Genomic DNA, 15,571 nt, shown 5'->3' on the forward strand with positions numbered 1-15,571 from the left:
TGGAGTGAGGGAAGAAATTCTCTCGCTTTTTTATTTAACTTGAAAAACTTGATTTTGAATCAAAAAGATACGTCATTTGAATAGTAGAAAGTTTCGATAGCCATAGGCAACACGTTTAATTACTTTAATTTTATTATTAATGCCTTCTAAGAAACCATTTGAATAGGAGTATTTAAAGGCATTCATGACTCCTTGGGAGAACTTACCAAATATCTTGAATTTGTCTTTAAAATACTTTGGTAATTCAACAGGTATCTTTGAACATCACTCTAAAAATAAGACATAATCGTTGGTTCTATAAGCATACTTCAATTTTTGGATAAAATGATACGCTTTTGTTAATAGAGAACTATAAGAAAGTAACTCATCTACCAATTCGGTAGATGACATATTTCTCTTGAATAAAGGATGATAATAAAAGTGTTTATAGTTTAATTCAGAACTGTCCTTTAAAAGGAGTTTCCAATAACGCTTTAATCTTCGATACTGTGATTGTGGCGTTTTAGCTGATTCATTTCTTTTATTCTTAAGGTGTTGAAAGAGCGGTTAATATGTTGAATGATATGAAATCGATCTGTAACGATTTCGGCGTTTGGAAAGACTGTTTTTAATAGTTGACCGTAACTTGCATTCATGTCCATGACCAAAAATCTTACTTTTAAACGTGATTTTCTGGAATACTTCATAAAGTAAGAAACCAATTTATGCAATCTTGTATCAGGTAAGATATCGATTATTTTTTTAGATGCCGCATCAGCACAAATAAAGCTCATTCCAGCATGACAATCAGAAGTAGAGCTAAACTCATCTATACAAAGAGCCCTAGGCAAGAAGTTAAAAGTTGGTTGCTGGTTATTCGTAAATGATACTAACACACGTTTAACAGTATTTTCAGAGACACTGTGGCATTCTGTGATTCTTTTACGTGATTGATTCTCTTTTAAGTCAAAAGCAATTTGGTATTTAAGCTGTTTAGAAATGTGACAATAGTCATCTACTAGAGAAGTAGAAGCACTGAAAGTTGAGCCATAGTTTCTACAAAGGTAACGTTCTCTGTGAAGTTTCAGATAAGTTGGGCAACGTTTAACTTCAGGCAATTGACTAATGGTTTGATACGTTCCGTTTTTAACGGATTGATAACATCCACATTTCTGGCATTGCTTATCTTTATTCACTAATTTTCCTGTCATCATGTTAACTGAGCGGTTGTTTCTCGCTTCGCGAGACAGCCAATCCTTATTAAAAATAAGAGAATCATCGGTTAAATTGAGTAGTTTTCTTGTATTATTATCCATAGGGGTATTCTCCTTTGTAATGTTAGTTATAGACGACTGAATTTTACCAATAAGAATGCCCCTTTTTCTATGCCTAAAACAAAAAATCGCATTGACAGAATTTAATCTATCAACACGATTTAGTGTACAGCCATTATTTAATAATTACCTAGTCTTTGCTAGATTTTTTACGACTTTTGATTTAAACTGGTATCTATGAAAATGTTTTGAAAATGGCTATAGCGAACAGATAAAGAAAGTAGGAAAAATGGATGACATTACGTTCAGGAATTGATGTGGGATCAACCACTGTAAAATTAGTCGTGATAAATGAAGAGAATGACGTTTTATTTTCCAAGTATGAGCGTCACTATTCCGATGTAAAAACTGCTGCAATTAAAATACTAAAAGAAGCAAAAGATGCTATCGGTGACCAAGAACTCACAATGAATATTACAGGTTCAGGGGGGATTGGGCTTGCTGATTTATTAAAAATTGATTTCATTCAAGAAGTCATTGCTTGTACCAAAACAGTAGAGGAAGTGATTCCAGAAACTGATGTGGCGATTGAATTAGGTGGAGAAGATGCCAAAATTACTTTTTTTGATGGTGCGATGGAACAGCGAATGAACGGAAGTTGTGCTGGGGGTACTGGGGCATTTATCGATCAGATGGCTACTCTTTTAAAAACTGATGCTAATGGTGTCAATGAGCTGGCAAAAAACTATCATACCATCTATCCAATAGCTTCAAGATGTGGGGTGTTTGCCAAAACAGATGTGCAACCATTGATTAATGAAGGGGCAGCAAAAGAAGATATTGCAGCAAGTATTTTTCAAGCTGTTGTTAACCAAACAATCGCAGGGTTAGCTTCTGGACGAAAAATTAAAGGAAAAATTGCCTTTTTAGGTGGTCCTTTATACTTTATGTCAGAATTACGTCAACGATTTATCGAAACATTAGCTATTAAAGATGAGGATATCATTTTCCCGGATAATCCACAATTATTTGTGGCAATGGGTGCAGCACTTGATTCTGAAGGGGCTAAGGATAATGTATTAAGTGATTTAATTCACTTGTTAGAAACAGAGGACATGTCAGAATTATCGACTTCTGATCGTTTAGAGCCATTATTTCAAACGCCTGAAGAATTAAACCAATTTAGAGAACGACATAATAAAGCCTCAGTTCAGAAGAAAGATTTAGCGACACATGAAGGAGCAGTCTTTTTAGGAATTGATGCAGGTTCGACTACAACAAAATTAACATTGATTGATGATGAGGGGAACCTACTTTATTCCTATTATGGCAATAATGAAGGAGAGCCTTTAGAAACAATCATTCGGATTATTAAAGACGTATATAAACAATTGCCAGAAAAAGCCTTTATTGCTAAATCTGCGATAACTGGTTATGGTGAAAAACTAATTAAACATGCTTTAAAAATTGATATTGGTGAGGTCGAAACAGTAGCTCACTATAAGTCTGCTAACTATTTTAATCCTGGTGTAGATTTTATCTTAGACATTGGTGGACAAGATATGAAGGCTATGACAATAAAAGACGGTGTATTATCATCTATCCAACTAAATGAAGCATGTTCTTCAGGCTGTGGTTCTTTTATTGAATCATTTGCAAAATCTCTTAGTTATGGTGTTGAAGATTTTGCAGACATGGCACTAAAAGCGAGTCATCCAGTAGATTTAGGTTCAAAATGTACCGTATTTATGAATTCGAAAGTGAAACAAGTTCAAAAAGAAGGAGCTTCTGTAGGGGAAATCTCTGCAGGATTATCTTATTCGGTCGTGAAAAATGCATTATACAAAGTAATTAAAGTACGAAGACCAGAAGAATTAGGAAAAAAAATCGTCTGCCAAGGTGGGACTTTCTACAATGAATCTGTACTACGAGCGTTTGAACAACTCGTTGGACGAGAAGTTGTGAGACCATCTATTGCTGGTCTTATGGGTGCGTTTGGTGCATCTTTGATTGCTTTAGAAGATTATGAATTAGGTGATGAATCAACTATTTTGTCACTTGAAGAATTGGATGACTTATCTGTCAAAAAAGATCGCATGGACTGCGGTTTATGTGAAAACCACTGTATGTTAACTGTGACCTTATTTTCAGATGGCCGTCAATTTATTACGGGAAATCGTTGTGAACGTGGTGCCAGAATTAAAGTCAAAAAAGAAGATAAAAAAGAAAATTTAGTTGATTATAAATACAAACGTTTGTTTAAATACAAACCATTACGTAAAAAAGAAGTGACTCGTGGTGAAGTAGGATTACCTCGTGTTTTAAATATGTATGAAAATTACCCGTTGTGGCATACATTTTTCACTGAATTAGGATTCAGGGTGAAATTGTCACCTCGTTCAAACAAAGAGGTGTATGAAAAAGGAATTGAAACGATTCCTAGTGACACAGTGTGTTATCCAGCTAAAATTTCACATGGTCATGTTCAGTCATTAATTGATGATGGTGTACCATTAATCTTCTATCCTGGTGTCATTTTCGAAAGGCAAGAGGAAAAATCAGCGGATAATCATTTTAATTGTCCAATTGTACAGAGCTATCCAGATGTTTTACGTAATAATATGGATGACATAAGAGAAGAAAAAATTGATTATCGTAATCCGTTTCTTAATCTAGCTGATCCTGATTCTGTGGCTATTGTGCTTTATGAATGTTTTAAAGACTTTTATGTCACACCTGAAGAAGTTAAAAATGCGTTAATGCACGGTTATGATGAGCTAGAAAAGTTCAAAGAAGATATCCGAGTGAAAGGTGAAGAAACACTACGTATGTTGACATTAGAAGGTGAAAAAGGAATTGTTTTAGCTGGAAGACCTTATCATATTGATCCAGAAATCAATCATGGTATCTCACAAATTATTACTCAAGAAGGGTTCCATGTCTTAACAGAAGATAGTATTTCTCACTTGGAAGAGATGGATAACTTACGAGTGGTGAATCAGTGGGTGTATCATTCTCGTTTGTATGCAGCAGCTAAAGTAGTTGGAAAGAATAAACATTTAGAAATGGTGCAACTAAATTCGTTTGGTTGTGGAATTGACGCCGTGACAACAGATCAAGTGGAAGAAATTCTAGATAAGTATGGCAAGATATTTACTGTTTTGAAGATTGATGAGGGATTAAATTTAGGTGCGATTCGTATCCGTATTCGTTCACTGAAAGCAGCAATGAAAGAGCGTGAGAAAAACAATTATCAACCAAACATTCAATTTGAAGAGCCAGAAAGAATCGTCTTTACTAAAGAAATGCGCAAAAAACATACGCTGTTATTACCCATGTTAAGTCCAATTCATCAAAGTGGATTGTTTGATATTGCACTCGAATCATCAGGATACAATGTTGTCTGCTTACCAATGATGGATAAAGAAGCCGTTAACGTGGGATTGAAATTTGTCAATAATGATGCATGTTATCCAGCGATTATCTCTATTGGGCAACTTGTTGAGGCCTTGCAAAGTGATGAGTACGATCTAGATAATGTCAGCGTTATGATGACTCAAACAGGTGGTGGGTGTCGTGCGACAAACTACATTCCACTTCTTAGAAAAGCCTTAAAAGAAGCTGGATTTGGCCAAGTCCCTGTTGTTTCAATGTCACTTGGCAATAAAGGAGTAGAGTCCAACCCAGGATTTAAGTTTACGTTACCTATGCTAAAACGTATTGCAGTGGCTGTTTTATATGGTGATTTGTTTGAGCGACTGGTTTATCGCACACGTCCATATGAAATGAATAAAGGTGAAATAGATGTCCTACATCAAGCATGGCTTAAAAAAGTAGAAAAAAATGTTCGAAATGGTTCTTTGACATTGTTTAATAAAAACATGAAACAAATTATCACAGATTTCGATACGATACCACTACATGAAACGAACAAACCTAAAGTAGGAATAGTTGGAGAAATTTTTGTTAAATACTCTCCAACAGCAAATAACGATATTGTGCGCTTACTTGAAGAAGAAGGGGCAGAAGTTGTTGTCCCAGATTTGATTGGGTTTATGAATTATTCCTTGTATAATCAAATATGGAAATATGAAAACCTTGGTATGCCGAAGAAAAATAAAACATATGCCGAATTTGCTATAAAATTGATTGAAAAAATAGAGAAACCAATGTCTAAAGCATTAAACAATTCGCAACGTTTTACAGGCATTCATTCTATTAAGCAATTAGCAGAAGACGCTAGTAAAGTCTTATCAATTGGAAATCATACAGGAGAAGGTTGGTTCTTGACGGGTGAGATGATTGATCTACTTAAAACAGGTGTCAATAATATTGTGTGTATGCAACCATTCGGCTGTTTACCCAATCATGTGGTCGGTAAAGGGGTAATCAAAGAATTACGCCATCAATATCCTGGAGCTAATATCGCAGCAATTGATTACGACCCTGGCGTATCAGTAGTCAATCAATTAAATCGTATTCGTTTGATGTTAGCAACCGCTAAGAAAAATATGCAGACGAGTGTAGAAGTTTGATAGGAATACACGGAGAAGAAGATGACACAACAGCGAATAAAAAAAGCTTATTTGTTTACTATGTTTATTTTAATTATCGTCTCATTGGTTGTGAATGTGATTAATATGCCATACAAAGAGATGATTAATATGATTATTTTAGCAATATTTGCGCTAGATAGTTTTTATAGTCTATGGAAAACGGAAAATAGAAAAAACTATCTGAGACATCACTTTTTGGATTTTATTGCGATTATTCCGTTTCATCATGGATTTCGTTTGGTTAAGTTTTTTCCAATCATTATGCAAAGTATCCAGATTACGTCTTTAGGTCAACGATATTTCCTCCCAGTTTTTTTCAAGTTACGAGAAACTGGGACAGGAAAACTGTTTAATATCTTTTTAATTATTTTCATCTTTTTACCCCTTCCATTATTGTGGATGGAGCCTAATATAAGTAATTATGAAGATTTGATTTGGTGGGAAATGCAGACTGTTACAACGGTTGGGTATGGTGATATTGTCATTCAAACAGGTTTGGGACGATTGATTGGTGGGATTTTGATGGTCCTTGGTGTCGGTATTATTTCTGCTTTTACAAGTAGTTTGACACGTGCTATCAGCCATTCAAAAAAATCACCTTATCAAAAAACAGACGATATCATAGAAGAATTATTGCAAGAAAAATCGTTTAGTCAAGAAGATTTAGAAGTGATTGAAGCTTGGCTAGAATTAGAAAAAAAAACAGCAAAAATTGAATAACACGACAAAATGATAAAAAGTCTCATTTTATGTGAGGCTTTTTTTGTTTAGTATTGTGATATAATTAAAAATAAATGAAATAATTATGAGGAAGTTGAGGTGTAAAATGAGTAAAAAACAACGTGTTGTATATGCAATACTGTTTTTTCTAGTGATGACAGGAATTTTTATGATTTCTCAGCAGAAAAATAGTTATCGTCTGAAAGAATTAAATCAAGCTGAAACACTTCAAATCACGGTTGCCCTTCTAGATTATCGAAATGTGCCAAGTGATGAAGGGGGAACGCTGTATCAAAATTTATTACAACAAACATCAGTGATAGCAAGACAGTTTAACGCATTATTATTTGAAGATGAACAAAATTACATCGACACAACCATTGAATTGACTGATATTCGTGAACAAGCTAGGCAGTTGGATGGTTTTTCCGATATTACCTCCCTTCAGTTATCTAAAGAGCAGGTACAAAGAGATGAAACGTATTACAAGGCGCTAAAAGAATCAGGAAAGACCTTACCGTTGGAATCATTGACGTTTGGTAGGTTAATTATCTCTTTATTAACGATACTAGGTGTAGCATGGTTTCCATTGATATCAGTAGTTAATGCAAGATTAATCGTAGATGAAAAAGAACATGAGAGCCTGTTGAAAGGACAACCTCGAAGTTTAACCCAACGATTGGTACGTAATTTTATTAAAAAGAGTTTGATACTAGGGGGATTGCTTGTTTTAACTATTGGTTATTTAGCTATTTTACAAAGTATTAGTGGAAGTGGATTTGGTGATTTAAGCTTGATTGAAGTCGTTTACCAAAATAAGTTTGTTATCACAACAGTGGTTAAGAAAATTTGCTATTATATTTTATTTGGCTATTTAGTGTTTATGCTATCATTTTTAATCAGTTCAGTTTTAAATAATATCACAAAAAATAGTTATGTCACGGTGATTATTGAGTGTATGACCTATGCCTTTATTTGGTTATTTCCAACCCAACTTAAATTAGCAACAGTTCTTTCCCCATCTTTAATTATTGAAGGCACTTCATACGTTTCAATTAATCAAGGTGTGATGTATTTACTTGGTAGTATTGTGGTGTTAATCGTTATCTTTTTTATCCAACTAAAATTAAGTAGGGGAGGAAGACGCAATGATTAATTATTTGAAACAAGAAGGGCAAGATTTTTTTCATAATAAAAAAAATATCGTCTTATACTTGATTGTAGGGTTTCTTTCCTTATTTTTTGTGATAAAAGTTGAACCCAACTTTAAGATTTATGAAACAACGAATTTAAAAAAAATAGAAGCAAACTACCTAGATAAAAAGCATTTTTTAGAAACAGTGAATCTTGAAGGAGAGACACACCCAGACACTTTAAGTGCTGTTGAATCATTTCGTATGGTATTGCCAATTGAAGAAAAAAGATATGAGGCTCTAAAAAAACAAGACTTCAAAATATATGCGAAAGCAACTGCTGAATGGTATGAAGGTGGTAGTATTATAAACCCATTGTATTACACATATGGTAATGATTTCGCGGAGTTTGAAAATTTTTATGGTAATAGAAGTATGGGGCCAAAAATGGCACAGTACGCTAAACAAACGAGTAAGTTATCGTTAAATCAGTTAAATGAAGAGACAGCTTGGCAAGTGATTTCTCGTCTAATGCACCGGATTTTACCAGTCCTTTTTTGTTTGTTAGCTATATTATTTTCGGTAGATATGATTAGTAAAGATCGTCAGCATAAGAGTTTAGTAAATGGCTACCCCTTGAGTGTATTTAAACGACTAATCGCTAAATTGATCATAACGTTTATCGGACTCTTTTTAATGATAATTCCTCTTAGTATCGGGTTTATTTGGATAGGATTACGCCAAGGATTTGGTTCATTAAGTTTACCATCAAGTTACAGTATCTTTCCAATTGATGCCGTGTCTAATTTGAATTCAACTTTTTCTAGCGAGACAATTGGTTTGTTTTTAGCGAAGAGTTTAGGTTTGATGGGATTAAGTTGTTTAGCCATTGTATTGTTCACGTTTTTAATTTCTTTTTGGCTAAAACAAGATTTTATCAATCTGGTCGTCATAATATTAATAACATTTTCCAGTCTGTTTTATCAACGACATGGATTAGGAGACATCTACGCACTTTACTATTCACCAACAAGTTACTTATATAGTGGTGATATAGTGTCAGGATACCAAGGCTTCTTTTGGTCCACCCCGTACCTTACGACAAATCGAGGATACCTTGTCGTTGGAGTGACAGTGTTGTTGTTGATTCTATTACTTAAATTAAGTACCGTAAAAAAACGTCAACTATAAGGAGAAGTCTATGATTAAATTAGAGAATATTAGTTTTTCATACAAAAATAAACCAGTTTTAAAGGATATTACTGAAGACTTTCATGCGGGCGAAATTGTGGGATTAGTAGCACCTAATGGAACAGGGAAAAGTACCTTGTTAAATGTGTTAATGAATTATGAAACACCACAAAAAGGTCAACTAATCATTGATAAAAAAGGAACTTACAAATCAGCTAGAAAGCAAATCAAATTGTATAAAAAAATAAGTATGATGCCAGACCAGCAAGATTTGTATAATCATAAAACTGGTTTAGAGCATTTAATGATGTATAAAAAGATTTGGAAATCTAAAATTCCAGTTAAAGAGTTAATTAATGAGCTAAATATGGCACATTATATTAATGATTTAGTCGGTAACTATTCATTAGGTATGAGACAAAGACTATGTTTTGCTATGCAAATAGCAGCTGATACGAAAATTATGCTAATGGATGAAGTAATGAATGGACTAGATCCAACAAACGTGACACTTATTTCAACCATTATGGCGAAAAAAAGAGACGAAGGAAAATTAATCATTATAGCGTCTCATCTGTTGGATAACTTGGAGCAGTATGCAGATCGTATTTTCTTTCTATCAAATGGTCAATTAGAATTATTTTTCGACCGGAAAATTGGAACCAAAGACCAAACAAGGTATCTAAAAATAAATGAAGCTGATTGTCGTTTTTTATCAGAAGACATCATAGAAAGAGGTCAATTATTAGCGGAAGGATTATTTTTACTACCATTAGATAATGGTGATGAGAAAGAATTATTCCTTAATCTACCTTTAGAAAAAATGAGTAGTGTGACGGTTTCAAGGCTCTCTTTAAAGGAAGCCTACGATATAAAATTTGGGTTAAATAAAAAAGATTAACCTGTAAAGAAAAAACACTTTACAAGACCCTTTAAAACTGATAAACTAATCTTTGTGATTAAAACAAATCAAAAATTTTTGGAGGTGCCTTAATAATGGCAGTTAAAATTCGTTTAAAACGTATGGGTTCTAAAAAGAAACCTTTTTATCGTATGGTAGTAGCAGATTCTCGTTCACCTCGTGATGGACGTTACATCGAAGTAGTGGGAACTTACAACCCATTAACAGAGCCAGCTCAAGTAAAAGTTGAAGAAGACTTAATCTTAGACTGGTTATCAAAAGGAGCTCAACCTTCTGATACAGTACGTAACATTTTATCTCGTGAAGGAATCATGAAAAAACATCACGAAGCTAAATATACTAAAAAATAAGGTGGGCTTATGAATGACTGATGTAAAAGATTTGGTATTAACCATTGTCCGTCCGTTAGTTAGTCAACCCGATTTAGTTCGCCTAGATGTAGAAGAATCTGAGGAATTTATGGAGTACAATTTAAAAGTAGCTTCAGAAGATATCGGTCGTATCATTGGAAAACAAGGTCGTGTGGCGAAAGCAATTCGTACAATTGTTTACAGTGTTCGTACGGATCATTCTAAGAGAATTCGTTTAAACATTCTAGATGACAATAATTAAAAAGCAAGTGTTAGAGTTAATCTAACGCTTGCTTTTTTGTTATCTATAAGCAGTAAATCCTTTACCAACAACCTCATGAGCACTTGTAACCACGACAAATGCTTCTTCGTCGATATCTAGTATTGCTTGTTTTAGTGCGATAAATTGATTTTCCTGAATAACGACCATAATCATTTTCTTCTCTTCAAGATTTAAGCCACCTTCAATAGAAATAAGAGTAGCCCCTAAGTCTAAATCAGAAATAATCTGTTCTCGAATTTTTTTATAGTTATTAGAAATAATCATGACATTTTTAGATGATTCAGGACCAACTTGAACGGTATCAACCATACGACTAGTTAAATACAATGCAATAAGAGCAAACAAAACCGCCTGCACATCAAACACAAAAAGGGCACTTAGAATAACTAATCCATCACAAATTCCTAAAATAATTCCTAATTTAATTGGAATGTATTTTTGGACAATCAATGCAATTAAGGCTGTTCCTCCAGTTGAGCCTTTTCCTAAAAAGACTAAACCTACCCCAAGACCAACTGTAATCCCACCAAAAATAGCAGCTAAAATAGGCTCAATAGAACTTAGAGCCACACCGTGTAGTAATGACACAAATAATGGCACAAGAAAACTACCTAAAATACTTTTGAAAAAAACTTCTTTCCCTAATAAAAAGAAAGATAGTGTCAGCAACACAAAGTTAACTGAAAATAACACAATACTGGGTGTTAAATGAAGTGTCTCGTATAAAATAATGGTTAATCCATTGATTCCTCCAGAAACGATTCGATTGGGCAATAAAAAAGCATTGAAACCAAATGCGACAAAAAGTGTTCCAATGACAATAAATAAGGTATCACTAAAGCGTGTCCCCATCTTTTTTTGTAAAGTTTGTACCATATTGACTCCTCCTTGAAAATATATCGTAACTTATTTCAGAAATTTTTTAAAGTAGTTTTGCATTAATTTGTGAATGAACATTCTAATAAAACCTATTAATTGCCTATTGAATTTATATATGACGTATTATATAATCATTAACAGGTACTAATTAAAGTTAATTGGAGGAATTAGTGTGTTAAAACAAGTATATCAATTTGATGAAGGTAATGCAGATATGAAAAACCTATTAGGTGGTAAAGGAGCAAACTTGGCAGAGATGACACGCTTAGGCTTGCCAGTTCCACCAGGGTTTACTATTACGACCGAAGCATGTATGTCGTTTTTAAATACAACAAAAGAATTATCAGATGAATTAAAAAAAGAAATAGATGAACATTTGAGTTTATTAGAAAAGAAAACCAATAAATCATTTGAAGGTGATAATGATTTATTGCTTGTTTCTGTTCGTAGTGGAGCAAAATTCTCAATGCCGGGTATGATGGATACGATTTTAAACTTGGGGTTAAATGATGAAACAGTAGAACAACTTGCTTCATTAACAGAGGACGAAGCATTTGCTTACGATTGTTACCGACGTTTGTTACAAATGTTTGGAAACGTTGTCTTTGGGATTGATATGCAGTATTTTGAAAACTATTTAACATTTTACAAACAAAAACACGGCGTTAAACTAGATAGTGAGTTGACAGGTGAAAATTTAAAACAAATTGTAACTGAATTTAAACGTATTATTTTGGAAATAAAAAAGAAACCGTTTCCGCAATCTGCGAAAGAACAACTACATTTAGCGATTGAAGCAGTATTTCATTCTTGGAACAATGAGAGAGCTCATATTTATCGCGAGTTAAACCATATTCCAGATGATATTGGAACAGCTGTTAATATTCAATTAATGGTCTTTGGAAATAGTGGAGATACCAGTGGAACAGGTGTTGCCTTTACAAGAAATCCAGCGACTGGTGAAAATAAATTATTTGGTGAGTACTTAATCAATGCACAAGGTGAAGATGTTGTAGCAGGAATTCGTACGCCAGAACCAATCGAAAAATTGAAAAATGATCTACCTGAAGTTTATGAGGAATTTGCTCGTCTAGCACATTTGTTAGAACAACATTATCGTGACATGCAAGATATCGAGTTTACTGTGGAAAAAGGGAAATTGTATATTTTACAAACACGAAATGGAAAACGAACAGCACAAGCAAGTGTGAAAATTGCCGTTGATTTGGTCGAAGAAGGATTAATTCAAGAAGAAGATGCTTTACTGATATTAAATCCTGATATGATTAGTCATTTACTTCATCCAGAGTTTTCAAAAGTAGCCTTAGAAGAAGCAGTAAAAGTATCTGACGTTGGGTTACCAGCAAGTCCTGGCTCGGCTGTTGGGAAAGTTTGTTTTGATGCAGCAAGAGCTAAAGAATGGGCAGCACAAGGTGAAAAAGTTATTCTAATGCGACAAGAAACGTCTCCTGAGGATATCGAGGGAATGGTAGCGAGTGAGGCGATTGTAACAAGTCGTGGCGGTATGACATCTCACGCGGCAGTTGTCGCTCGTGGTATGGGAACATGTTGTGTCGCTGGATGTAGTGAGTTAGAAATTGATGACTTTTTAAAACGCGTGGTGTATCTAGGTGGTCAATTAAATGAAGGTGATGTGATTTCAGTTGATGGATCTAATGGTGTTATTTACCTAGGTGAATTAGAAGTTGAAGTAACAGGAACCTCTCATTATTTTGATACGATTATGGCTTGGGCGAAAAAACATGCTCGTCTTGATGTAAGAATGAATGCTGAAACAGTAAATGATATCAAAACAGGACTGTACTTTGGTGCAGATGGTATCGGATTAATTCGTACAGAACATATGTTTTTTGGTGCAGAACGTTTGATTCAAATGAGACGTTTCATTTTATCAAATAGCTATATTGAACGTGAAAAAGCATTAAAAGTTATCTTAGATTATCAAATGGAAGATTTTAAAGAAATCTTTTCAACGTTAAATGAGTTACCAGGTGTGATTCGTTTACTAGACCCACCATTGCATGAATTCATGCCAACAAAAGAAGAAGACATCATTCATTTAGCTCAAGAGATGAATGTTAGCAAAAATGAAATTGAACGTCGTTTGAAAGAACTACATGAAGTGAACCCAATGCTTGGACATCGTGGGTGTCGTTTGGGTATGACATATCCTGAACTTTATATTATGCAAGGTGAAGCGATTATTCGAAGTGCCATTGAGATGAAACGCGAAACTGGTTTAGACGTAACACCTGAAATTATGATACCATTAGTAGGAACAACAAAAGAGTTAAGTGAACTAAAAGAAAAAATTGAATTGTATCTAGATGCTTTGATGGAAGAAGAAGATATTCATGTCTTTTACCGCATTGGGACAATGATTGAGCTACCTAGAGCCTGTTTAATTGCCGACCAACTTGCTACAACTGCGGATTTCTTTAGTTTTGGAACAAATGACTTAACGCAAATGACGTTTGGTTTTTCAAGAGATGATGCAGCAAAATATATTAATGAATACGTTTCAAAAGGCGTGTTACCAGTTGATCCATTCCAAACAATTGATAAAGATGGTGTGGGAGAATTAATTAAGACAGCCGTTGAAATGGGTCGTTCAACAACACCAAATATAAAAATTGGTGTTTGTGGGGAATTAGGTGGTGACCCAACGTCAATCGAATTCTTTGATGACATTAACTTAGATTATGTATCATGTTCACCATACAGAATTCCGATTGCTTATATTGCAGCAGCTCAAAGTACCATCCGTCGTGCGTCTAATAACGAATAAAAGAGGTGTCTTTGTGGAACTAAGCGAGCGACAAAAAAAGATAATCGAGATTGTCAAAACGAATGAGCCGATTAGTGGAGATAAAATCGCAGAACAATTAGGATTAACTAAACCAACATTAAGAAGTGATTTAGCTGTTTTAACGATGACTGGTATTCTTGATGCCAGACCAAAAGTAGGCTATATCTATTCAGGATTACCATTTGATCCATTATTACAGGAACATTTATTTGATGTTCAAGTGGAGGAGGTCATGTCAAATCCTGTCATTATCTATCCTCATACAACAATTAAAGATGCTACCACATCCCTATTTATGTATGATTGTGGGTCACTTTATGTCATTGATGAAGAATCAAAGGACTTAATCGGTTTAGTATCACGAAAAGATTTATTACGAAGCTTGTTAAATAATCAAGATTTAGATTTAGCGATTGCGATTATTATGACTCGTATGCCTAATCTCGTGGTTACTTACCCGGATATGACCATTTTAGAGGCAGGTAGTTTATTGAGCGCCCATGAAATTGATTCACTACCCGTATTAAGTCGAGAAACCAATCAAGTCGTTGGTAAATTATCAAAAACCAAAGTGGTACAGCACTTTATTAAGTTAGGGAGAGAACTAAAACATGAACAACTTTAGAGAGAGTAAATTTAAACAACTACAACTATTTGTTATATCAGATTCAATTGGAGAAACAGCTCAACGTATTATAAATGCCGTATTAGCACAGTTTCCAAAACTTGAAAACTATGACATTAAAAAGTTTCCCTTTGTGGATTCAAAAGAAGTGTTAATGCAAATATTAGCTGATGCCCTAAATGAAAAAGCGATTGTGGTGACAACACTAGTTGATAGTGAATTAAATAAAGTCTGTGCCGATTTTGCTAAAAGTACAGGACTTGAATATGTTGATTACATGACAGAATTAATGACAAAAGTGTCACACAGAACCCATATGGAACCAACTCATGAGAGTGGCTCACTTTATTTAATGGATCGGGAGTATTTCAAACGAATTGAAGCCATTGAATTTGCCGTGAGATATGATGATGGAAAAGATCCAAAAGGGTTTAGAAAGGCAGACTTAGTGATTTTGGGTATTTCACGTACATCAAAAACACCCCTAAGCATGTATTTAGCCAATCGTTCGGTCAAAGTCGCAAACTTACCATTGATACCAGAAGTACCAATTCCAAAAGAATTATTCCAGTTGAATAATGTGCCAGTGATAGGTTTAACAGCTAGTCCAGAGTACATCATGCGTGTGAGACAATCGCGTTTAGACTCACTTGGACTAAATGGTAGCTCATCTTATGTGGCACTGGATAGAATCAAAGAAGAGTTAAATTTTGCACACGAATTGTACGAATCATTAGGTGCGATTGTCATCGATGTTGAAAATCGTTCAATTGAAGAATCTGCTCAACTAATTGAAGAAGCATATAAAAATCAATAAAAAGAAGCGATA

At 34.3% G+C, this 15,571-nt stretch carries 11 protein-coding genes and 1 pseudogene; 10 read left to right on the plus strand and 2 right to left on the minus strand.

The window, feature by feature from the left end; all coding sequences use genetic code 11:
• Window positions 1-72 precede the first annotated feature (72 nt).
• A pseudogene (locus tag BHY08_RS03970) lies at window positions 73-1,295 on the minus strand (ISL3 family transposase).
• Window positions 1,296-1,546: 251 nt separating this feature from the next.
• Between BHY08_RS03970 and BHY08_RS03975 the strand changes: the two are divergent.
• The 7 genes from BHY08_RS03975 to BHY08_RS04005 all read left to right on the plus strand — a co-directional run bounded on the left by BHY08_RS03975 (window position 1,547) and on the right by BHY08_RS04005 (window position 10,387).
• On the plus strand, window positions 1,547-5,788 hold the full coding sequence (locus BHY08_RS03975; protein WP_071456642.1) for a 2-hydroxyacyl-CoA dehydratase: 4,242 nt from the start codon (window positions 1,547-1,549) through the stop codon (window positions 5,786-5,788).
• 21 nt (window positions 5,789-5,809) lie between these two features.
• A complete protein-coding gene (locus tag BHY08_RS03980) occupies window positions 5,810-6,529 on the plus strand; it encodes a potassium channel family protein (protein WP_071456643.1) in 720 nt (239 codons plus the stop codon).
• 106 nt (window positions 6,530-6,635) lie between these two features.
• Window positions 6,636-7,685 carry a hypothetical protein gene (locus BHY08_RS03985; RefSeq protein ID WP_071456644.1) on the plus strand — a complete coding sequence of 350 codons (1,050 nt, stop codon included), beginning with the start codon at window positions 6,636-6,638 and terminating at the stop codon, window positions 7,683-7,685.
• Window positions 7,678-8,853 carry an ABC-2 transporter permease gene (locus BHY08_RS03990; RefSeq protein ID WP_071456645.1) on the plus strand — a complete coding sequence of 392 codons (1,176 nt, stop codon included), beginning with the start codon at window positions 7,678-7,680 and terminating at the stop codon, window positions 8,851-8,853. The genes BHY08_RS03985 and BHY08_RS03990 overlap by 8 nt, the downstream gene beginning before the upstream one ends.
• 10 nt (window positions 8,854-8,863) lie before the next feature.
• Window positions 8,864-9,754, plus strand: a complete 891-nt coding sequence (locus BHY08_RS03995; RefSeq protein ID WP_071456646.1) for an ABC transporter ATP-binding protein — start codon at window positions 8,864-8,866, stop codon at window positions 9,752-9,754.
• A gap of 95 nt (window positions 9,755-9,849) precedes the next feature.
• Complete coding sequence (gene rpsP / locus BHY08_RS04000; RefSeq protein WP_071456647.1) at window positions 9,850-10,125, plus strand: 30S ribosomal protein S16; 276 nt, start codon at window positions 9,850-9,852, stop codon at window positions 10,123-10,125.
• Window positions 10,126-10,138: 13 nt separating this feature from the next.
• Window positions 10,139-10,387 carry a KH domain-containing protein gene (locus BHY08_RS04005; protein ID WP_071456648.1) on the plus strand — a complete coding sequence of 83 codons (249 nt, stop codon included), beginning with the start codon at window positions 10,139-10,141 and terminating at the stop codon, window positions 10,385-10,387.
• A 39-nt stretch (window positions 10,388-10,426) separates the two neighbouring features.
• Here the strand turns inward: BHY08_RS04005 and BHY08_RS04010 are convergent, their stop codons facing one another.
• The gene (locus tag BHY08_RS04010; RefSeq protein ID WP_071456649.1) at window positions 10,427-11,284 is read right to left on the minus strand and encodes a YitT family protein; all 858 of its coding nucleotides are present in this window, start codon (window positions 11,282-11,284) and stop codon (window positions 10,427-10,429) included.
• Between the two features lie 175 nt (window positions 11,285-11,459).
• Between BHY08_RS04010 and ppdK the strand changes: the two genes are divergently transcribed.
• The 3 genes from ppdK to BHY08_RS04025 are packed head-to-tail and all read left to right on the plus strand — an operon-like array spanning window position 11,460 to window position 15,559.
• A complete protein-coding gene (gene ppdK / locus BHY08_RS04015) occupies window positions 11,460-14,096 on the plus strand; it encodes a pyruvate, phosphate dikinase (RefSeq protein WP_071456650.1) in 2,637 nt (878 codons plus the stop codon).
• Between the two features lie 13 nt (window positions 14,097-14,109).
• The gene (locus BHY08_RS04020) at window positions 14,110-14,742 is read left to right on the plus strand and encodes a helix-turn-helix transcriptional regulator (RefSeq protein ID WP_071456651.1); all 633 of its coding nucleotides are present in this window, start codon (window positions 14,110-14,112) and stop codon (window positions 14,740-14,742) included.
• Window positions 14,729-15,559, plus strand: coding sequence for a pyruvate, water dikinase regulatory protein (locus BHY08_RS04025; protein WP_071456652.1), 831 nt, complete (start codon window positions 14,729-14,731; stop codon window positions 15,557-15,559). The genes BHY08_RS04020 and BHY08_RS04025 overlap by 14 nt, the downstream gene beginning before the upstream one ends.
• Window positions 15,560-15,571: the final 12 nt, after the last annotated feature.

It is taken from the genome of Vagococcus teuberi (assembly GCF_001870205.1).
In the GTDB taxonomy this organism is placed as follows: Bacteria; Bacillota; Bacilli; order Lactobacillales; family Vagococcaceae; genus Vagococcus; species Vagococcus teuberi.

Bases quoted from the DNA above. Each gene is read 5' to 3' on its own strand.
- BHY08_RS03975 (WP_071456642.1), top strand. From the start codon at position 1,547: ATGACATTACGTTCAGGAATTGATGTGGGATCAACCACTGTAAAATTA.
- BHY08_RS03980 (WP_071456643.1), top strand. From the start codon at position 5,810: ATGACACAACAGCGAATAAAAAAAGCTTATTTGTTTACTATGTTTATT.
- BHY08_RS03985 (WP_071456644.1), top strand. From the start codon at position 6,636: ATGAGTAAAAAACAACGTGTTGTATATGCAATACTGTTTTTTCTAGTG.
- BHY08_RS03990 (WP_071456645.1), top strand. From the start codon at position 7,678: ATGATTAATTATTTGAAACAAGAAGGGCAAGATTTTTTTCATAATAAA.
- BHY08_RS03995 (WP_071456646.1), top strand. From the start codon at position 8,864: ATGATTAAATTAGAGAATATTAGTTTTTCATACAAAAATAAACCAGTT.
- rpsP (WP_071456647.1), top strand. From the start codon at position 9,850: ATGGCAGTTAAAATTCGTTTAAAACGTATGGGTTCTAAAAAGAAACCT.
- BHY08_RS04005 (WP_071456648.1), top strand. From the start codon at position 10,139: ATGACTGATGTAAAAGATTTGGTATTAACCATTGTCCGTCCGTTAGTT.
- BHY08_RS04010 (WP_071456649.1), bottom strand. From the start codon at position 11,284: ATGGTACAAACTTTACAAAAAAAGATGGGGACACGCTTTAGTGATACC.
- BHY08_RS04025 (WP_071456652.1), top strand. From the start codon at position 14,729: ATGAACAACTTTAGAGAGAGTAAATTTAAACAACTACAACTATTTGTT.